This is a genomic window from Pseudoalteromonas sp. CH_XMU1449-3, from assembly GCF_037027245.1.
GTDB lineage: Bacteria > Pseudomonadota > Gammaproteobacteria > Enterobacterales > Alteromonadaceae > Pseudoalteromonas > Pseudoalteromonas shioyasakiensis.
This window is the reverse complement of sequence record NZ_JAYMDY010000006.1, coordinates 1-21,533: the sequence shown is the minus strand read 5'-3', so window position 1 is coordinate 21,533 and position 21,533 is coordinate 1. Positions and strand designations below refer to the sequence as shown.

Below are 21,533 nucleotides of genomic sequence, written 5' to 3'. Positions count from 1 at the left end.
ACTATTCTCATTCTATCTGTGTATGAAAATAAGTGCTAGACCAGATAAGCCCGCAACCAGCAAGATGATGCCGCGAATGGCCTTTTCATTGAGGTTATTGTTGATCACAAACGACAAGCCCCAGCCAATTAAAATAGCGGGTAAGCAGAAAAAGAACAGCTTTACATCAGCCATATCGGCTGAGCCTGTCAGCATCAATACAATAATGCCAAACAAGTTTATAAATACAAAAAAGGCACTCAGGTTTGCTTTAATTTTGTCTTTATCTTCAGCTTGATAGAGTAGCCCCATCGGCGCGCCACCGGCTGACGTTGTAGTACCTAAAAAGCCCGACGACATTGACGCGAGTAAGCTTGTAATGGTGGAAATTTTCGGTTTCATACCTATGATAGACAATGCCACCACTACCAAAATACTCACTCCTAGCAAGAGTTGATACTGCTTAGCATTGACATACCACATCACCACAGCAGCAAAGATAACTCCCACTGCACCACCAATAATGGAAATGCCTGTTTGTTTCATGTCTATCGCGCCGCGGTGTTTAATCATTAACACCGACGTTAAAAACAGCGCATTCAGAATCATTGGCCCAGGCACCAGCTCTGGCATAAGCCAGTAAAGCACAGGCACACATAGCATGCCTAGACCAAAGCCAATAACACTTTGCAGGCAAGCGCCAATAATCAGAATTAAATAAACAAGTACAAAGTCGGTCAAACTTTCTTACCACCTTCCTAAGTATGAGCTCTGTTGATTCTATAACCCATATTTTATTATTATAGTATCATTTGAATTATGTAAAAATTTTTATTGCAAGCTAGTTTTTTTGCGATTGTTTCGCAAAATTATGTCCAACCTGCATCCACTATCAATGATTGTGCTGTCATCATTCGGCTGTCATCAGCGGCCAAAAACAATGCCGCATTTACCACATGGTCTGGTTGAATTGTTTCGTTAATACACTGACTTAAACGAACATCTTCAATCATTTCTGGGGTTAGCCAATGAGTGATTTGGCGCTCTGTCATCACCCAACCCGGAACCAGTGAATTCACACGAATATTGTCTTTACCATATGAAGCAGCTAATGAACGGGTTAAACCTTCAATCCCCGCTTTGGCAGTTGTGTAGGCAGGCATACCTGTTTGCTTAATACGCCAACTAACCGACCCCATATTAATAATGCTACCACCACCTAAACGCTGCATCTGTTCAACCACAGCTTGCGATGAAAAGAAACACGGGCGCAAGTTAACTGCAAACTTGTCTTCCCAATATTTCACATCCATATTTTCAGCGGCATGACGGGTGTCATCGGCTGCGTTATTAATTAACACACCTATGTCACCCTGTTGCTGACGAGTTTGCTCAATGGCCGCTTTTAAGGCTTCAACATCACGAATATCGCAATGGATAAACTGCGGATCAAACTCATATTTACCAGCTAATTTTGCGCATAACGCATCGCTTTGCTCAGTTGCAATATCAACAAAGGTGACTTTCGCGCCCTGCTCGCAGAACCGCGTTACCATTACTTCACCAATTCCCGATGCACCACCAGTAATAAACACACTCTTACCAGCAAGGCTTGGGTAAACTGTTTTTAGCTCGTTCGAATTTGGCATGATAACCTTTTGTTTTAAAGTAATTACAACGTCAAAAAGTGATACTTATTGAGCCGCTTCTTTTTCGGCGATTTCTTTTTCAATAAACGCCATTGCTTCATCAATCATGTACGTCATCATGTTTTTAGCACGCTCAGGGTCGCCGCTCGCAATCGCGTTATACACTTTAAAGTGCTCTTCAGCGATTGCCTTTTTATTGCCCTTAGCAGGTGTAGTATGCTGAATACTTACATGCAGAGCCGTGCTAATAAAATCACGTAATTGATAGAAAAAACGGTTACCACTGGCATGCAAAATAGCCGTATGGAAAGCAAGGTCTGGCTCATGCATTACGCCTTCTGGCTCTTCTGCTGCCGCTTGCATTTTATCTAGTGCCATTTTAATTTCTGCAATGGCTGCTTGGTCGCCTTTTCTTGCTGCAAGTGCTGCTGCTTGTGGCTCAATCGCCAAGCGCACTTGTAGAAATTCTTTAAGTACGTAAAGTGATGGGCTGCTTTCTAACAACCATTTTAATACGCTTGTGTCGTATAAGTTCCAGTTCTCCGCCGACTCAACACGAATACCTTGTCGTGGACGAGAAGAAATCAGTCCTTTTGCAGCAAGCATTTTCACTGCTTCACGAACAGCTGTGCGGCTAATACCATACACTTCACAAAGTTGTGCTTCGGTTGGTAGCCCCGTTTCAGTGTTATAATCACCAACAATAATTGCTTTACCAAGCTCATTGGTAACTTGTTGTGATAGGTTTAAATTTTCTAAACGCGCCATGTGTGTTCCTCAAAAGATCTGAGTAATATGATACATCTATAAAGCTATTCCGTCATCCTGGAAATAATTTATTAAAATCAATAACAAGCAAAAAACAACCTAATACAAGTGTCTATATTTCGAACAACATAGTCGCCATTTCACCTACAGACTGTCACCTTATTTTAACAAATCTCTTTCACTTAACCTATTTATAATATAATATTTTTATTCAACAACTAAAAAAGCAAAATTCTCTTTCAAAATTAGGTGGAACACACGATGGTCGAACTAAGTACCTTAGACTGGGCAGTGCTAGCAGGATTTTTTGTCCTGTTACTAGGCGTTGTCGTGATGTCTATGCGACAAAAAGAAGAAGACACCGCTGATTACTTTTTAGCGGGTCGTAATGCAAGTTGGTTAGTGATTGGTGCCTCTATTTTCGCATCGAACATTGGCTCGGAACATTTAGTGGGCCTTTCAGGTTCAGGTGCACAATCGGGTATGGCACTGGCTCACTGGGAGATGCAATCGTGGATCATTCTACTGCTCGGTTGGATTTTCGTACCTTTCTATTGGAGTAGTAAAGTCTACACCATGCCTGAATTCTTAGAGCGCCGCTTTAACTCTAAATCACGTACCTTCTTATCTGTTATCTCATTGATTAGTTATGTACTAACCAAGGTTGCGGTAACGGTTTATGCCGGCGGTATCGCATTTAAAACAATATTAGGTATTGAGAGCATTTGGGGCATCGACTTCTTCTGGATTTCAGCGATTGGCCTAGTGGTTATCACCGGTATTTATACGGTACTTGGCGGTATGAAAGCCATTATGTGGACCTCGGTGTTGCAGACCCCTGTACTCATTATTGGCTCCTTAGTCATATTAGTTGTTGGTCTAGATAAAGTAGGTGGCTGGGCAGAAGTTGAGCGTATCAACGATGCTAATATGCACCTTATTCGCAGTGCTTCAGATGCTGAGTTCCCATGGCCTGGCATTGTATTTGGTTCATTCATTATTGGTTTTTGGTATTGGTGTACCGACCAATACATCGTACAACGTGTTTTATCTGCAAAAGGCATTAAAGAAGCGCGTCGCGGTACCATGTTTGCTGGTTACCTAAAATTACTTCCTGTATTTATCTTCTTAGTACCAGGCATGATTGCATACGCATTGAATGTTAAAGGTATTATTAGCTATGAAAGTGCTGACCAAGCTTTCCCAACTTTAGTTGCTGAGCTATTACCAGCCGGCGTTAAGGGGATTGTAATTGGTGGTTTAGTAGCAGCTCTTATGAGCTCTTTAGCATCATTATTTAACTCATCAGCAACCTTATTTACCATTGATTTCTATAAGAAATTCAAACCAGAATCATCTGAGAAGCACCTTCTGAAAGTAGGCCGTATTGCCACTATCGTGATTGTTGTATTAGGTCTTCTGTGGATACCCGTCATGAGCTTAATTGCCGATGTGCTTTATGAATATCTGCAAAGTGTGCAGTCTCTTATTGCACCAGGTATTGCTGCGGTATTTTTACTAGGTTTATGTAGTAAACGCATCACTCCAACAGCGGGTTTTGTGGGCTTAGTATCAGGTTTTGTGCTTGGTATGATCCGCTTAGTATTACTGCCATTTAAAGATGATTTAACAGGTTCATCATTTGCGTGGATCACCACAATGAACTGGTTATATTACTGTATTCTGCTATTTGTCGTGGTCGTTGCGATTATGATTGTGGTAAGTATTTTCACCAAACAAGCAGACGAAGAACAATTGAAAGGTCTTACTTTCTCAAGCCTAGATAAAGCAACTATGAAAGAAGTAGCTGCCGGCTTAGATAAGTGGGATTACATTCATACCGCGGGTATTATTGGTATTACTGCCTTTATTTACTACCGCTTCTGGTAATCGTTCGTTCCCAAAGTTGTAGGGCGCCAATTGGCGCCCTTTTTTAATCAGCGAGTTCTGGTGAAAACACAGGAAAACCGTTTTTATCCCACGTAATAATGCGTGCTCGCGCATGGCGGTTTGGGTCTGTAAGCGGTGTGCCTTTGAGCTCTTTATAGTCACGACTGTGATAAATCATTAAATCGGTTACACCATCTTCAGCTTTTACAAAACTGTTGTGCCCAGGGCCAAAACGACCTAGCTCAGCATTGGTGGTGAACACCGGCTCAGCCTTTTTATGCCAGCTAGCAGGGTCAAGTAAGTCAGCATTCACATCTGCCCATAGCAAGCCCATCGCATATCGATGATCGGTGGCACTGGCTGAATAAGTGACAAATATTTTATCGCCATGGGTGATTACTGCAGCACCTTCGTTCACCTTATAGCCTTGCACTTCCCAATCAAGGGTTGGCTCAGTAATCGCGATAATGGGTTCTTTAATTGATGTTGGAGAGTCCATTTCAGCTAACCATAAAGCTGAGTTATAAGTTGCAGGCTGGTTCTGCTGCGCCCAAATCATGTAACGCTTACCATTGTGCGTAAAACTTGTGGCATCAAGCGAAAAACTATCAAGGTGGCTAGTTACTTGCCCCATTTCTTGCCACTCACCTTGCATCGGATTAGCACTGTCGTTTTTAAGTGCATACATGCGAATACTGAACGGCTTTTCGATATCACCTGCGGCGAAGTAGATATACCAACTGCCATCTATCTGATGTAGCTCAGGGGCCCAAATATTGACACTCATTGGGCCTTTATCACGCTTTTGCCAAATAACCTTCGGCTCAGCTAATTTTAAATCGTTTAAACGACAAGCTTGGCGCAGCTCAATTTCATCAAATTTCGGCGAACTACCTATAAACGTGTAACAGCCACTTTTATCATCGCGAACTAACCAAGGGTCAGCACGTTTGAGTACAATGGGGTTATCAATTGGCGCTAAAGTCTTGCTACTATTAGCATCAGCAAGGGCTGACAATGGCGAGGCACTTAACGCACTAAGAAGCGTTAGCCGAGATAATTTTTTGAGCATAATGTGTCCTGTATTTCGTCTCGATTTTATTGTTAATATTGTATTACATATTATATAGTAGCTGAATGAACACAAGAGTTAAAACAACAAAAGGTATTCAAGCATGAGACCCGTAAGTAAGGTGACACACGCAATGAAGTGGCTTTCAACAGGGCTACTTTTTTCTGCCGCAGTCGTTTCTGCAAAGCAAGTTGAAGTACACGATCCGGTGATGACCAAAGAAGGCGAGACGTACTATGTATTTAGCACAGGCCCGGGCATTACCTATTATGAATCGAAAGATTTAACCAACTGGAAACTCACAGGCCGCGTCTTTAAAGATGAGCCGAGTTGGGCAAAGCGTATTTCACCAAGCTTTGATGGCCACTTATGGGCACCTGATGTGTATGAGAAAAATGGTAAGTTTTACCTTTATTACTCAGTCTCTGCATTTGGCAAAAACACTTCGGCAATTGGTGTAACGGTTAATGAAACCCTTGACCCATCATCACCTGATTACAAGTGGATTGACTACGGCATAGTGGTTGAATCAGTGCCTGAGCGAGACGATTGGAACGCTATCGACCCTGCAATAATCGAAGATGAGAATGGTACACCGTGGATGAGCTTTGGTTCGTTCTGGGGCGGCCTTAAACTAGTAAAACTTGATGATGACATGGTGCGCTTAGCAAAACCTGAAAAATGGCATCACATTGCGAGTCGTCCAAACACGGAACATGGCCCAATTGAAGCACCTTATATCTTTAAAAAGAACGGCTATTACTACCTATTTGTTTCGTTTGACAAATGCTGCCGTGGCGTAGAGAGTACTTACAACGTACGCGTAGGTCGCAGCAAAAATATCGAAGGCCCATATTTAGATCAGCAAGGTCGCTCTATGGTTGATGGTGGTGGCAGTTTAGTTATTGAAGGTAACAAAGATTGGGCTGCTCTTGGCCACAATGCTGCATACACCTTTGATGGCAAAGACTATTTAGTATTACACGCCTACGAAACCGCCGACAACGGCGTGCAAAAGCTACGTATTTTACCTATGAGCTGGAAAAACGATTGGCCGGTTGTTAACCCAGCCGACCTAAATAAGCTTAAAACCAAGCTTAAAAAGTAATTATTCAACACACAAAAAACCTGCAAAATTGCAGGTTTTTTATTTGCTTTAATGACCTCGTTTGAGGTTGAAAGTAGGTGTTATCAACTAAAATCAACCAAGGTAATATCAACGAGCATGGGGCTTTGGCAGCCTTGCTGATGCTTTTCTTCAATAAATGCGCTGTACACATCACGCGCCAAATGCGCAGGTATTAGCACCTCAAAGCGGCTGCCTTTATTCATTAGTTGCAACGCTTCTTGCAAGCCCACAATCGCCTCTGCAATTTCGTACTCTACAGCAGCACCTTGCTTTCGAGTATCAAACAACACCCGACCATTTGTAAGGGTAACGCGTTGATGCACAGTCACAGTGGCATCCCAACTAGGTTTATCCCCCTGACCTTGCTCAATCACTCTATAACCGAGCCCTGTGGGTGTTTGGTAAAAACTGTGTTGCTCAGCGCTGTTATCTAAAAGCGACGGTAAAACATGCTCTTTAGCCGTCGCAAACACATTGTTGCTTAACATAGCCAACTCTTTATTGTGCATTGATTAAACGAATACCATAGATACCACCGGCAACAGAATCTTTGTCGGCAGCAAAACGTAAGGTAAGGGTTTTCGACTTTTTCATTGCCTCTGTTAATGGGTAATCAATGGTGTAGAACTCATCCGTTGGTTTACCTACAGGCAAACTAACCGCAGCTAATTGCTCGCCATTTAATTTAATAGAGAAATGACGATCTACATCGCCAATAAAATAGCGAACACGCAAAGCAACCGCTTTTTGTTCTGGGTTACTAAGCTGATACTCAAACCAACCTGTCGCATCGCGCCAGTGATGACCATTATTAACACCTGCGCGGGTTCCCTCACCTTTAAAGTCGTGTTCGACTTCAGGTTGTTGTTCACCCGGTGTAATTTGGTCAACGGTTAATAAACGAAGCTGTTCTTTCGCTTGCTCAGCCGCTTTTGCATCGGCAACAAATTGCGTGAACTCTGCTTCGCTTTGCTGCGGCCAATACACTTGATAGCGACTATCGTGTAAGCGGAAGAACGGAATTAGCTCTGTGCTTTTAGTGTTATCGATGCCTTGCTTGGCAATCGCCACATTTTTATCGGCGATAAATGCAAGCTCTTGGCCCGGTTTACGAGTAAGATCGGCTATAAATTTTTCTGGCTCACTCAGCATTATTGGTAGAGCCTCTGGCGGACAAGTCGGCCCTGCGGCGATGTGGCCCATGCGGCTATTATCAGCAACAAAGTTAAGCTGTTCATTTGCAAATGCTTGTACTTTGGTAGCCATTACAACAGGCCCATACATCACAGAGTAATAATGCTGGCCATCAGGTAGCTGCTCAGTATAAAGCTTAGGACTAAGCTCAAAGGCAAGCTTGTCACCGCTTTGCCAAGCATGGCTGATACTGTAATAACCGTCTTTTTCGGTTGCGCTTACAGCTTGTCCATTTAAAGTAAAGCTCAGCTCACCTTGCTGCCAAGACGGTTTACGAATATGAATTACCGACTCATTGCTTTGCCCCTCAGACAAACGATTCACGGTCAGTGAAACCTTGTTATCATCTGGAAATTGGCTGTCTTGCGTGATCTGCAACCCCTGCTGTTGCCAATTTAACGTGCTTGGAATAAACAAGTTCACCCATAGCTCTTTACCGGTATTGCTATAAATCAGCTCACCATATTTGCTGTGATTCTCAATACCTGAGCCTACGCAGCACCACATTGAATCTTGCACTGACGAATACATGCGGTAATGCCCAGGGCGCATTGAGGTAAAGTAAACAAGACCGCCATGCTCTGGGTGTTGTGACGATAAAATATGGTTATATGTGGCGCGCTCATAATAGTCTAAATAACGCGTATCACCGGTTTTTAAGAATAATAACTTACTCAGTTTCATCATGTTGTAAGTGTTGCAGGTTTCTGGACCTTCAACATCTTCAACCATTGGCGTGAAGTCACTTTTATCATGAAAATGCTCACGTACTGAGTTACCGCCAATTGATACTGAGCGCTCTTGGCTGACTGTTTTCCAGAAAAAGTCAGCACCTTGCTGCCATGCTTTATCATCGCTGGCATTTGCTACTTTCAACATGCCAATAATTTTTGGAATTTGCGTATTGGCATGCAGGCCAGTTAACTTATCTTCTTTGTGTAATAAGGGTTCAATAATGATGTTATGAGAGAACTGACGCGCTAGTTTTAAGTAACGCTCATCATCACTAATAAAGTACATATCAGCAAATACATCATTTAAGCCACCATGCTCTGAATACAGCATTTGTTGAACTTGTTCATCAGTTAGCTTGGCAGTGGTCGCTAAGAACCATTCGCCTAACTTAAATAGCATTTGTTTGGCTTTATCACTGCCTGCTACGTCGTATGCATCACGCAAGCCATGGAAAATTTTATCTATGTTATAAAGCGGTACCCAGCGGTCATTTAAGCTGAATAAATCGGCTTTGATTTCACCTTTTTCAATCTGCTGCCACATTTCATCGCCATTTGGGATACCGCCTAAGTAACCACCAGTGGCTTGCTGGGCGCGATCCAGCTCGCTTAGCATATAATCTAAACGCTGCTTTAATTCTTCGTCACCTGTGGCTGCCCACGCAAGGCTTAAGGCTGAAAGATAATGACCGCCAATATGGCCATCAAGGCCAGTGCTTTCCCAGTTGCCATAGTTAGGCGCTTTTGGCTCAAGACCTGCTTCACGCAGATAAGGAGCAAGCAGCTGATCAGGATGAAGTGCTAATAAATAACGCACATTAGTTTGCTGCGCATGTAAAAACGGGCTGGCGCTTAAACTTACTTGATTTAGGGCAAATAAATGTTGTTCGCTGGTAAGTTCAGCATGCTCCACAGCAGCTGTTTGTTTACTGTCTGTTGGCTGCTCACTGCAACCGGTCACAGTTAAAATTGCAGCGCAAACGCTTGCTAAATAGCTAACCTTGAATGTGTTCATACTGTTGTCTCCCAGCGAATTGTTATTTTAAAGAGCAAAGCGCACACACTTATTTAGTGTGTGCGTTTAAAGAGTGGTTATTTTGGTAGACGCTTATGAATAACCATATCCGTATAGTACTCATCGGTAATTTTGTATTTTTTCAAAATCAGACCTAGTAAGGCGTGGAAAACACCCGGAATGATAGTTAGCATCAGTGCTAAGCCCATAAGGGTAAATTCAGTTTGCTCAACGTTAGGCTTGTACTCAAAAAATGCCAGTAATAAACCACCCGCTAAGCCCGCTAAACCACCCCCGGCTTTTTGGCAGAATGAAATACCACCAAACGATAGACCCGATGCACGAACGCCGTCTTTAATTTCACCGTAATCAACGGCTTCAGCAATGGCAGACCAGAACACTGGCGCATGTAAATCAACCACAAATGACAAGATGATATAAAGCACAAACGCCGTCACCACATCGCCAGGTTGCACCACAAAGTACATTAGTAATGAAATAAATAGCACGGCAATTTGTGATTGACGGAATAGCTTCATTTTACAGTAACGCTGGGTGATCCACGTACTTGCCACCATTGAGACAATAGATGCTGCAATACCCGCACTGGTAAAGGCACCTGCTAAATCTGGTACACCTAAGTAATAGGTTGCGTAATACATAGCAACACTGCCACGAATCGCATAACCAAGCGTACCAAGCACACATGCTGCACACAGTAGTAACCATTGGTCGTTTTTAATAAGTACTTTTAATTGCGTAAGTACACCTTCGGTTTGTGGCTCATGGGTAATACGTTCGCGAGTAGTAAAGAAGCAAAACAAAAATAGTGCTACGGCACATGCCGATACCAATGCCATTGCCAGTTTATAACCATACGACAAGCTGCCATCTCCCCAATATGAGGCAAGTAGCGGCACTGAAAATACGATCACTACATTGGCAATCTTAGCGAAGAACATACGGTAACCATTAGCTGACAAACGCTCTTTAGGATCGGCAGTTAATACACCAATGTAAGAGATATAAGGAATAGCAACACCGGTAAACATCAAGGTCGCAAACAAGTACGTGGCATAAGCCCACGCTAACTTCATGTTGTAGTCGAAATCAGGCGTGGTAAATAACAGTACGACCGATAAACCATAAGGCACAGATAAAAATAAGAACCAGTGACGGAACTGACCCCAACGGGTTTTCACTTTGTCGGTGATCACCCCCATTAATGGATCGGTAAAGGCATCAACAAAACGCGCCACTAAGAACAACACACCCATATCAACCGGATCAAGTCCGTAGATATCGGTGTAAAAGAAAGACATAAAATAGAATAACGCTGCAACCATGACATTTACTGCCATGTCGCCGGCGCCAAAGCCGACCTTTTCTACAACGGATAACTTTTGAGATTCCATACAACAACACCCTAATTGGTCAATAATGAGCCGCCGCTCACTATTTCAAGCAATGCTAAAAAGCTTTCAACATTGCGTATCAAATAAATTTATAGCCCTAGATATTACACAGCTTGGCCATTGCGTTCGTTATTTTTGTAAATTTAATGCTAATCTAATTAATAGTATTATCATACTTATTAAATCGCAACTCTTTTCGACCGATGGTTTGGTTTATAAAAACCAATAAAAAACCCCAGCAAAGCCGGGGTTTTTAGGTCTATAAAAGAAATTTAGAAAGAATAACGTGCGCCTAGTGCGAATGTACGTGAGTAGATACCGTTACCAAAGTTAAATAGGTTGTCGTTACCTTCACCGTAGTAGCTCTGATATACGTCATCTAGGATGTTCGTTGCATCAAAGGTTACAACAAAGTCATCATTCACATTGTAGCTAAATTGGAAATCTAAGCTTTGCTCAGGACGATTCCAGAACTGAATTGGGTTAGCAAAGATTGCTGCTTCGTTCCCTGTGTAGAACTCAGAACGCCATACATAAGATAAGCGCATGTCGAATGAATCACGCTCGTAGATACCTACGATGCTGTAAGATTCATCAGAAACACCTGTCATTTGCGAATCTACATAACCAGAAATTTCACCTAGCTCATTGAATTCTGGTGTATCTTGTTCTGAATCAAGCATCGTGTAGCTTGCTTGCACACCAAAGCCGTTTAAGTACTCTGGTAGGTTTTCAGGGAAGTAAACTAAACCAACTTCTAAACCAGACAGTTCACCGTTTGAAGCATTCACTGGTGCACTCAATACGTATGGACGTGTTACGCCATCATCGCCCTCGCGCACAACTTGCTTACGACCTGCAACAACTAAGCCTTCGATTTCACGGTAAAAGTAAGCCGCGTAAAGTGAGCTTGTATCTGCGAAGTACCATTCAAGTGATACGTCATAGTTCTTTGACTCTGTTGGTTTAAGCTCTGGGTTACCACCATTACCTGTACCGTATGTAGCACCTTCTGTTAATGGATCGTACCAGTATTGCAGCGCGTTCAAGTCAGCAAAGTTAGGCATACGTAATGTTTCTGTGTACGCAACACGACCCACTACATCATCAGTGATGTTCCAGTTAAGTACTAAGCTTGGTAGTAATGCGCTGCTATCTGCACTTGCTGAGCTTTCTTCAAATACATTTGAGTTCATGCCACCAGACTCAGCAACAAAGTCCATGTCTTGCTCGTAGCTTACATAACGTAAACCAAACTCACCGCTAATATCTTCCGTTAAGAAGAAGTTAGTTGTTGCATACAGCGCGTATGAGTTTTCTTCGATATCAAATGTTTTGTATACATCTTCAGCTTCAAGGCCGTATACGCTACGAACAGCATCACCGTTATCTAGCATGTAACCACCGTCAGCAGTTACAAAGCTGTCAAAGACGTCAGCACGGCCATCGAAATAATCATCAACTTGGAACACAATACCAGAACCATCACCAGATGCCCCAGCTGCAGCTAATTGCTCAATTAAGCTAGCTACAGATGTGTTGGCAATACCAGTATCTTGACCACGTGTGTACTCTTGCGCAGTTCGTTTTTCGTAGCGACCACCGAATTTCACTTTATCAAAATAAGTACCACCAATTAGGTATTCAGCATCAAATGTGAAAGTTAATGCATCACCCGCGTTACCGCCGCCATTGTCATAAATAGTGCCAGCATTCCAGTTTTCGATAGCAGCCATATCAGCTTCGTTTACCGCTGTGTTTGGATCATCCCAAAACGCGATGCCTGGTACGCCGTCTTTATCATTAAAATCAACGTCAAGACCCGTCGCTACACGATCAAAACGCATTGCGAAGAAATCTGTTTCGTACTCACTGTCTTGGTAAACAACTTCTGTATTAATAGTTAGGTAATCGCTTGCTTGCCACTCTGCACCTAGCGCATATAAGTAGCTATCTGTTTTACCATATGAAAAGTCACCACTTTGGAAACCGCCAGCGCCAATCGCTTGCTTTTCTTTAATTACATTAGTGCCATCAAACACAGTTGGTGTTTCAATAAAGCCGTTACCATTTTCAAACGTATTTGAGAACCACATCGCGTTTTGCGATTCGTTTTCGTAACCTGTGTAGAAACCTTCAGCTGTGATTTCTAGGGTTTCATCTGGTGCCCACTGTAAAGATACAGACGCAGCCGGGCGCTTACGAAGACCTGTATATGAAGTACCAAAAATAGCATCACGTGCAAGTAGGTATTCTGTTGGCTCGCCATTTACGTCTAAAGTAGAACCAGCCGCAGTAGGTAGACCTAACTCAGTACCTTGAGTCCAGAATTCATTTGGAACACGTGAATACGGTGAGTAGTTGTATTGTGGCTTATCAGTAAAGAATGGGAATGCAGCACCCGCTGTGATGGTGTCATCGCGGTAATGTGTTTCAGCGTATGAAAGATTAACTAATGCACCAAACTCACCTGCGCCGTCAATTTCCCAGCGGTTAGAGAGTAATGCACTGATATTTGGATCAACTTCATCTGGTTGATCTGAGTAAATCGCACGTGCCGCTAAAACAACTTTTTCACCTTCGAAGTTGAAAGGACGGTGAGTTTTAATATCAATCGCACCTGCGATACCGCGTTCGATTTGGTCCGCCGAACGGGTTTTATAAACTGTTACGCCTGAAAGTAAACTTGCAGGAATGTCTTGCAGCGCCACATCACGACCCGCACCTGTAAAGATAGCGCGACCATTAACTGTGGTATTAACATCAGTAAGACCACGGATTGAAACCGCGCTTACTTCACCAGCACCACGGCCAGTTGTTTGTACACCCGTTACACGTTGTAATGCTTCAACTACGTTATTATCAGGGAATTTACCAATATCTTCAGCAACAATTGCATCCACGATTTGAACGCTTGCACGTTTTTCATCTAACGCTTTGTTTAAACTGCCGCGAATACCTGATACTTGAATAACTTCCATCTCATCGACGTTATTCTCAGGAGTGTTTGGTGCTTCCTCCTGTGCAAAAGCAAATTGACAGGTAAATGCCATAACTACAGCACTGGCTATGTGTGTTCTTTTAAACATAAGCGGTGTTCTCCAAATTATAGTTATATCGGTCCGCTGAACTTTCCCCATTCAGTTACCGAAGAGTGACCACTGCATTGTGCATCGTGTGTTGTCAAAACGGTGCGCGAGTGTGTCTATATTTTTATGTTAATACATTGCTGCCTGAACTTTAATCATATTGTATGATTATTTAACAGTCAACTCAAAAAGCTAAATTAAAATAACTGCCATTATGTTTACAAAAAACGTTGCAATTATAGCATGTTACAAACTCAAAGCATGCTGCGTTTTTGTTTTGGGAATTTATTAAGACCCATTATTATCAGCCACTTAGCGATTGTTCGTTTGCTTATTTAATTTGTCTTTCACTCATCCAGAGCAACAAAAAAGGGCTAACAAGTTATTTACCCAGCGTATTTTGATGCTACTATGATTAAAATACAATAATACAATATAGAGTTATTTTTTGCTGCACTTTTACTAGTTTGTTTCGATGTAAACAATCAGTTACTCAGTATAATCAGGCGTACACAGTGTATTATCTGGTCACTTAGAGAGAGCTCTGGGTCGAAAAAGCTGCAGTTCAAACAACAATTATTAGTTACTAAGGACACTCATGAAGAAATTGAAAGCGTTAGCGCTACCATTACTTTTTTCTAGCAGCTTAGCTGTTGCACAAAACCCATTATTTACCGATGTATTTACTGCAGACCCTGCTGCACTTGTTCACAATGACACCGTATACCTTTATACAGGCCATGATGAAGCACCTAATAATGACGTGTTTTTTGAAATGCATGACTGGTTAGCCTTTTCATCAACAGATATGGTGAACTGGAAAAAACACGGCCCAATCATGAAAGCAACAGACTTTAAATGGGCTAAAGGTGAAGCATGGGCTTCACACATGATTGAGCGTGATGGCACTTTCTACTTCTTTACAACCGTTCGTCACAACGACACAAAACCAGGTTTTGCAATTGGTGTTGCAACTTCTAAGTCACCAACAGGTCCATTCAAAGATGCGATTGGTCACGCACTGGTTACCGATGACATGACCAAGCATACACCAAATGATTGGGACGACATCGACCCTGCTATTTATACAGAAGAAAACGGCGATACTTACATGTTCTTTGGTAACTTAATGCCAAAATACGTAAAGCTAAGCGACGACTTGCTGTCTCTTGATGGTGAAATTAAAACGCTAGACTTACCTAACTTTACCGAAGCGTTATGGGTTCATAAGAAAAACGACAACTACTATGTATCGTACGCATGTGAGTTCCCTGAGAAGATCTGTTATGCCATGAGCAAAAGCATTCATGGCCCGTGGGAATATAAAGGTATCTTGAATGAGATCGCAGGTAACAGCGAAACCAACCACCAATCAATTATCGAATACAAAGGTAAAGACTACTTTATTTACCATACTGGTGCCGTACCACCAATTGATGGCAAACCAAGTGGCGGGCGTTTTCGCCGTTCAGTGGCGATTGAGCCGCTTTATTACAACGAAGATGGCACACTTAAACGTATTATCATGACCACTGAAGGTCTAAGTAAACAAGACAAGTAATATTAAAAAGGGCTCTTTAAGAGCCCTTTTTAGTGCTCAAATGTAATACAAATAAACAAATTTACCGGAAAATCCTCACTTGCAGATCAGCAAAAAACTTCCCTAATAGAGCAAAAATAGCGAAAAAAACACTAAAACTGGCAACTTGAAAAAATTAAAATCACGCTGTACATATTGTAAACACTGACACTTCGTGTTTACATATCAATTACCTTTGCAAAAGTATTTGCACATTTTAAATCGTACTATAAAATTACAATACTACGTTCTTATTAGTTTGATATAGGCGCGCGGCAATTTTATTGACAACAATCGAATAAAAAAATGAATCCCAGTTTCAAGAGGACACATAAAATGAAATTAAATAAATTAGCCATGGTCATAGCCTGCTCTTTGGCTGTTACAGGTTGTGGCAAAGAAGATGGTACTAAGCTTGACACAGCACCAGCGGTTGCCGACCCGCAAAGTGCGAAACCGACAGTAAGCAGCAGTGTTGAATACACTGAATCAGGTAGCGTAATGGTTACCAATGTAAGCGTGCACGATCCTTCTGTCGTTAAAGTTGACGACACTTATTATATTTTTGGTTCACACCTTGCTGCCGCTAAATCAACTGATCTCTTGAACTGGGAAATGATTTCTAGCCTTTCAGCTAACGCAGCCGTTAATGAAAGCCCATTATTTGATTACAACTACACAGGTGAAATTGCCGAAGGTATTGAATGGACAGACGGTTTTACAGGAAACTGGGCTGCCGATGTAATCAAAGCGCCAAATGGTAAATTTTGGTTCTACTATAACCACTGTGCACAAGATAACCCAGATACACCAGATGTTGTTGATGAAGTATGCTGGAACCGCTCTTATCTTGGTTTAGCTGAAGCTGACAATATTGAAGGTCCTTATACAAACAAAGGTATTTTCTTACGCAGCGGTTATCGCACAGAAGCTGAGTTTGCAGCTTACCCACTTGATAATGGCCAAACAACATGGAATGGTGCCGTTGATCCTAACGCCATTGACCCTGCAGCCTTCTATGATGCTGATGGCAAACTTTGGATGGTTTACGGCTCATACTCTGGCGGTATTTTCGTGCTAGCAATGGACGAAGAAACAGGTATGCCAGAAGCAGGTCAAGGCTATGGTAAAAAGCTAGTAGGCGGTGACTTCCGTGCAATGGAAGGTGCATTTGTAATGTACAGCCCAGAAAGTGAATACTACTACCTATTCTTCTCTGTTGCTGGTTTTGATCTTAATGGTGGCTACAACATTCGTGTTGCTCGCTCAAAAACACCGGATGGCCCTTATCTAGATAACGCAGGTAATGACATTGCAGCTATCGGCGGCCTGGAGGTCGGCGAAAAACTAATGGGCGGCTTTGAGTACACGCAAGAACTTGGCGAAACAGCACCAGCATGGGGCTACCAATCACCGGGCCATAACTCTGCTTACTACGATGAAGCGACAGGTCGTCATATCTTAGTAACGCATACACGTTTCCCGCAAACATCGACTGAGTTCCCAACCATTTCAGAAGCGCACCAAGTTCGCGTACATGAAATGTTTATAAACTCATTAGGTTGGCCTATGGCTTCACCGCAGCGCTATGTACCGCTTGAAGGCGACAACATGGTTGTGGCAGATGAACTTTATGGTTATTACAAATTTATCAACCATGGCAATGATGTAAATACAGATGCTATTCGCTCAATGCACATTGCTTTAAACGAAGATCACTCAGTAACCGGTGATGATCCAGGTATCTGGTACATGATTGATGACTCAAATATTAAACTTGAGTTAGATTCTGGTACTTACTTTGGCGTGGCTAAATGGCAATGGGATGATGCAACTAAAGCAATGGCTGTAACTGTATCAGCTACATCAAGCGAAGGCGCTACCATTTGGGCAAGTAAACGTGATGAAATCACAGACACGGCTAACGTGCTAGGCACTGTTCAAGAAGCGCTAGATATTAAAACTGAATTATCAATCGCTGACGAAGGCTACTCATTACCAACCAAAGGTAAAGATGGTGCTGCAATTAACTGGGAAAGCAGTGATGAATACTACATCACCAGTGAAGGCTCAGTATTCATTCCAACGCCAGATCGCGGTGATAAAGCGGTTACTTTAACGGCTAATATCTCTTTAAACGGCGAGAGCACAACCAAGACATTTAATGTAAATCTAGAAGCGCGCCCAGAGTTTAAAAATGCGATTGCACACTATGCATTTGAAGATTCACTCAGTGATGGTTTAGGTAACCTAGATGATGCGGGTGTAACAGATAACAACATGTTAAATGTGGGTGCTGGTACAGCTGCATACGCAGAAGGTCAAACAGGTAAAGCATTTAACTTTGACGGTGCAACGGGTGTACGTTTACCTGATGAGTTAGTAACAGGCGATGAGTACACTATTTCGTATTGGTTTAAGCCAACAGTACTAACTAACTTTACGCCTACATTCTTCGCATCAACGTCTGATGCACGTTGGATGAGCTTGATCCCAGGTAGTACACACTTTACGTCAACACCAATGCTATGGAGCCGTTATTTAGCTGATGATGGCACTGATATGTGGAACCAAATCATTTCTGACTCTCCAGCGGTAATGGATTGGAATCATATTGCAATCACTTATGCTAATGGCACTGCAACACTTTATCGTGATGGTGTACGTGCAGGTTCGATGCCTCGCCCTGACTTCTTTAGCGAACAAACAGGTAACTTTGCCCTTGGTGTGAACTACGGTTGGGACTTACCTTTCCAAGGTCAAATTGATGAATTCATCGTTTATGACTACGCGCTAAACGGCCTAGATATTAATGGTGCGGCTATCAATAACCTGACAGATCCGACTAAATTTGAGAGCTTCATTACTGATGCGCTTGATTTAGGTGATGTATCGGCAGTACGTGAAAGCTTTGAGTTACCGCGTGTAGGTCCATTTGTATCTGGTATTAGCTGGACGTCAAACAACGAAGAGTACTTAAAACCGGTTAATGGCACAGCTGTTGTTACTCAACCTAGCGCCTCTGCTGGCGACCAAGTAGTGACATTAACTGCAACTATTAAGTACAAAGACTTTACTGATACTAAGTCATTCGATGTAACCTTAAAATCACTTGCACCTGCTGAATACAGCTTCGAAGGTGACCTAAGTGCATTAAACGGTGCGTATGCAGCGGGTAAACCAACGGGTGGTTTCATCAACAACACTGGTGGTAACGTAACTTTTGTTGACGGTATCATGGGTCAAGCAGTATTCCTTGAAGGTTCAGGTGTTCGTCTACCGGATAACTTAATCACGACCAATGATTACTCAGTATCTATGTGGTTAAAACCTGAAACCTTCACTGATTACACTACAGCGTTCTTCGCAGGTGCAAGTGCAGGCTCTTGGTTAAGTTATGTGCCATCTATGGCAGGTACAGGCCTAACTCGTTTATGGGCAAATAACGGTGCCTTCTTCGATAATGCAGAACTAGATAGCCGTATTCCTGCAAAAGAGTGGACACATGTTGCTTTCACTGTTGATGGTACGAACGGTGATGTACTGAAGATGTATGTTAACGGTGAACTACAGCTAGAAACCGATGGCTTCCCACGTGTATTCACGGTTCCTGGTGAAACAAATGAGTTTGCTCTAGGTGTTAACTACTGGGATACGCCATACCACGGTGCTATCGATGAATTGAAAATTTTCAACGGTGCGATTAGCGCTGAAGAAATAAAAGCACTCTTTGATGCAGCTGCTGCACAAGAGTAACAAAGTGAGGTGAGCTGCCTCACCTCAACTATTTGTTGTCTGGAAAGGCCGGGTGAAAACCCGGCTTTTTTCTAAAGCTTCAGTACCTTTTGCCGATACATACATATCATTCACTTTCATCGCTCTTATTATGGCTATTAACTCATTAGCAACTGCGCTAACTATCTCAAACGCAAGCACAGCAAGCAGTAATACCCACTCAAAAGTAGGCTACAAACTTAGCAGCCAAGAGATGAATAAACTCTCTGGTCGTGAAGTAGAGCCCGCCCAAAAAGAAGAAGTATCTAGCGAACTCCCCGCACATATTCGCAAAATGGTTGAGCAACTCGAAAAGCTCAAAGAACAACTCGAACTTGCCAAAGAGCAATTAGCCAAACTGCAAGCACTCAAAAACCAAGAAGATGAAGCTGTAAAAGTGCAAGTTGAAACACAGACCAAGATGGTTATGGAAATCCAAACGCAAGTAATGACTCTTAGCCAATCAATTAGCGATGCGCTAAAAGAAGCTGGTATTAGCGACCCTGGAGTGCTAATGAGTGTATTGGTGTGATGGAAGCTGTAAGTTTTGAGCTATAAGCTTTAAGTCTCAGGCTTTACTCTTGTCGCTTTCATCTTGCTAACTCCCTTTCATGCTCACTTTACTCTTGCAACTTTACCCTCGCTAACTTCTCTCAAAAACCCAAAAAAGGGTCAAAAACCCAGTAACTATGCGGGCTCTGAAATATCGAGCACGCAAATACGAAACTTCCTTAGCAGTAAAAATAGATGTTATTTAGGGTCATTGTCGTTACATTTAGCAGCTGTTAAAACAAGCTAATTTGCTCAATAAATCAACAATATAAACTTAACAATTTAATCTACATCGCCACTTTAAGAACTCAGTTGCAAAGATCGCTCAAATAAAAGACAGCACTTAAATCCCACCAATAAGCCTTCCCTAGTACTTTTTCAGTATATAAATTAACCAACTCATTCGTATTATGAATTCACCCTATGAACGAAGTGAGGGCGTCTTATGCGTCAAATTTTATTACTTTCTGTAAATGGATTTACGCTACAAAAACTGTTTTTACTGGCATCATTATTGGTGTGCTTTTTCACCTCAGCTGAAGAAACAAGCCCTATTTCAGCAGCGAGAGCATGGTTAACCTTGGTCGATTCAGGAGAGTACCACGAGAGCTGGCAGCAAGCTGATCAGGTTTTTCAAAACACCACGCCCAAAGCTCGCTGGCAAACAGCCTTAGATCAAATACGCGTTCCTTTAGGCCGAGTTATGTCTCGCACCTATTTTGGCACAGCAGAATATAACTCATTACCCGGCCTGCCAAATGGTGAGTATTTAGTGGTCAAGTTTCAAACCGAGTTTATGAATAAAGAGGCTGTCGTTGAAACGCTCAGCCTTAGCAAAGCCGCCGATGGCTGGCATCCATTAGGCTATCTTATCGATTAATTTAGAGCAGCACAAAGCGCCTTGAGCTATGTGCTGTAAAACTTATCGGCAGTCAAAATGCTTATCTGCGGGAAAATAAACCGCACAATTGATGAATAGTATTTATTGTTCGTCGCCGTAACATAAAAACACTTCAAGACGAATTCAATAAACAACTAGTAAATGGAATTGCTATGAGAAAAACGCTTTTACTAATCATTTTTTTAAGCGGCTTTTGTGCAAATGCTGAAGAGCTCGAAGTTATTCATCGCGCTAAAAGCTGGCTTACGTTAATCGACAACGGTCAGTATCAGCAAAGTTGGCAGCAAGCAGACTCATTATTTAAACAAAAAATGCCTCAAAGCCACTGGAGCAAAGCGTTAAAACAAGTTCGAGTACCACTTGGCAAGGTGATTTTACGTAAGAATTTAAGCCTGATGAATTATGACTCTTTACCCGGAACACCTGATGGTGAATACGTGATCATTCAGTTTCAAAGCCAATTTATGAATAAAGAGCAGGCCATTGAAACAATTAGCCTCAGTAAAAGTAGTGGCCAGTGGCAACCTATCGGTTATTTTATTAATTAGGGGATTTGCAGAGGCTTAGATGGATTATGTTGGGTTTCGCTTCGCTCAAACCAACCTACCCGAAGAATGAGAAGGGCAAGTAATGTGGTAGGCGTCACGCTTGCTTAGCGCGTCATGAAATCAACACCCAAAGAGCAGACATACACATCACCAACATACCCCACCGCTCAGCTAAAAACTGACAGCTGAAGGCTGACAGCTCCTAAACAACGCGCGAAATAAATTTCACGCCTACAACAACACGT

At 42.3% G+C, this 21,533-nt stretch carries 15 protein-coding genes; 7 read left to right on the top strand and 8 right to left on the bottom strand.

What is annotated here, in order from left to right:
• Nucleotides 1-12: 12 nt before the first annotated feature.
• From WA256_RS09075 to WA256_RS09065, 3 genes are all read right to left on the bottom strand, one after another.
• The gene (locus tag WA256_RS09075; RefSeq protein WP_062566342.1) at nucleotides 13-720 is read right to left on the bottom strand and encodes a sulfite exporter TauE/SafE family protein; all 708 of its coding nucleotides are present in this window, start codon (nucleotides 718-720) and stop codon (nucleotides 13-15) included.
• A gap of 128 nt (nucleotides 721-848) precedes the next feature.
• Nucleotides 849-1,628 carry an SDR family NAD(P)-dependent oxidoreductase gene (locus tag WA256_RS09070; protein WP_054562977.1) on the bottom strand — a complete coding sequence of 260 codons (780 nt, stop codon included), beginning with the start codon at nucleotides 1,626-1,628 and terminating at the stop codon, nucleotides 849-851.
• Between the two features lie 45 nt (nucleotides 1,629-1,673).
• Nucleotides 1,674-2,396: a FadR/GntR family transcriptional regulator gene (locus tag WA256_RS09065; protein ID WP_063527568.1), complete on the bottom strand. Its 723-nt coding sequence runs from the start codon at nucleotides 2,394-2,396 to the stop codon at nucleotides 1,674-1,676.
• A gap of 261 nt (nucleotides 2,397-2,657) precedes the next feature.
• Between WA256_RS09065 and WA256_RS09060 the strand changes: the two genes are divergently transcribed.
• Nucleotides 2,658-4,286, top strand: coding sequence for a sodium:solute symporter (locus WA256_RS09060; RefSeq protein ID WP_055020596.1), 1,629 nt, complete (start codon nucleotides 2,658-2,660; stop codon nucleotides 4,284-4,286).
• Nucleotides 4,287-4,329: 43 nt separating this feature from the next.
• On the opposite strand, the gene WA256_RS09055 is transcribed toward WA256_RS09060, so the two are convergent.
• Nucleotides 4,330-5,358 (bottom strand): glycoside hydrolase family 43 protein, encoded by a 1,029-nt coding sequence (locus tag WA256_RS09055; protein ID WP_130167342.1) that lies wholly within the window; start codon nucleotides 5,356-5,358, stop codon nucleotides 4,330-4,332.
• Nucleotides 5,359-5,461: 103 nt separating this feature from the next.
• On the opposite strand from WA256_RS09055, the gene WA256_RS09050 reads away from it, so the two are divergent.
• Nucleotides 5,462-6,466 carry an arabinan endo-1,5-alpha-L-arabinosidase gene (locus tag WA256_RS09050; protein ID WP_442961425.1) on the top strand — a complete coding sequence of 335 codons (1,005 nt, stop codon included), beginning with the start codon at nucleotides 5,462-5,464 and terminating at the stop codon, nucleotides 6,464-6,466.
• A gap of 83 nt (nucleotides 6,467-6,549) precedes the next feature.
• Here WA256_RS09050 and WA256_RS09045 read toward each other — a convergent pair whose 3' ends face one another.
• From WA256_RS09045 to WA256_RS09030, 4 genes are all read right to left on the bottom strand, one after another.
• Nucleotides 6,550-6,975 carry an FKBP-type peptidyl-prolyl cis-trans isomerase gene (locus WA256_RS09045; RefSeq protein WP_054562982.1) on the bottom strand — a complete coding sequence of 142 codons (426 nt, stop codon included), beginning with the start codon at nucleotides 6,973-6,975 and terminating at the stop codon, nucleotides 6,550-6,552.
• A 10-nt stretch (nucleotides 6,976-6,985) separates the two neighbouring features.
• The gene (locus tag WA256_RS09040) at nucleotides 6,986-9,430 is read right to left on the bottom strand and encodes a glycoside hydrolase family 127 protein (protein ID WP_269408177.1); all 2,445 of its coding nucleotides are present in this window, start codon (nucleotides 9,428-9,430) and stop codon (nucleotides 6,986-6,988) included.
• A 77-nt stretch (nucleotides 9,431-9,507) separates the two neighbouring features.
• Nucleotides 9,508-10,845: an MFS transporter gene (locus WA256_RS09035; protein ID WP_063528792.1), complete on the bottom strand. Its 1,338-nt coding sequence runs from the start codon at nucleotides 10,843-10,845 to the stop codon at nucleotides 9,508-9,510.
• 272 nt (nucleotides 10,846-11,117) lie between these two features.
• The gene (locus WA256_RS09030; RefSeq protein WP_063528794.1) at nucleotides 11,118-13,934 is read right to left on the bottom strand and encodes a TonB-dependent receptor; all 2,817 of its coding nucleotides are present in this window, start codon (nucleotides 13,932-13,934) and stop codon (nucleotides 11,118-11,120) included.
• A gap of 598 nt (nucleotides 13,935-14,532) precedes the next feature.
• On the opposite strand from WA256_RS09030, the gene WA256_RS09025 reads away from it, so the two are divergent.
• From WA256_RS09025 to WA256_RS09005, 5 genes are all read left to right on the top strand, one after another.
• Entirely contained in the window at nucleotides 14,533-15,495 is a 963-nt protein-coding gene (locus WA256_RS09025; RefSeq protein WP_054562986.1) for a glycoside hydrolase family 43 protein, read from the top strand.
• 354 nt (nucleotides 15,496-15,849) lie between these two features.
• Nucleotides 15,850-19,269, top strand: coding sequence for a LamG-like jellyroll fold domain-containing protein (locus tag WA256_RS09020; RefSeq protein WP_335990674.1), 3,420 nt, complete (start codon nucleotides 15,850-15,852; stop codon nucleotides 19,267-19,269).
• 52 nt (nucleotides 19,270-19,321) lie between these two features.
• Nucleotides 19,322-19,819 carry a hypothetical protein gene (locus WA256_RS09015; RefSeq protein WP_335990672.1) on the top strand — a complete coding sequence of 166 codons (498 nt, stop codon included), beginning with the start codon at nucleotides 19,322-19,324 and terminating at the stop codon, nucleotides 19,817-19,819.
• 465 nt (nucleotides 19,820-20,284) lie between these two features.
• Nucleotides 20,285-20,719, top strand: coding sequence for a DUF4019 domain-containing protein (locus tag WA256_RS09010; RefSeq protein WP_335990670.1), 435 nt, complete (start codon nucleotides 20,285-20,287; stop codon nucleotides 20,717-20,719).
• Between the two features lie 173 nt (nucleotides 20,720-20,892).
• Nucleotides 20,893-21,288 (top strand): DUF4019 domain-containing protein, encoded by a 396-nt coding sequence (locus WA256_RS09005; RefSeq protein ID WP_335990668.1) that lies wholly within the window; start codon nucleotides 20,893-20,895, stop codon nucleotides 21,286-21,288.
• Nucleotides 21,289-21,533: the final 245 nt, after the last annotated feature.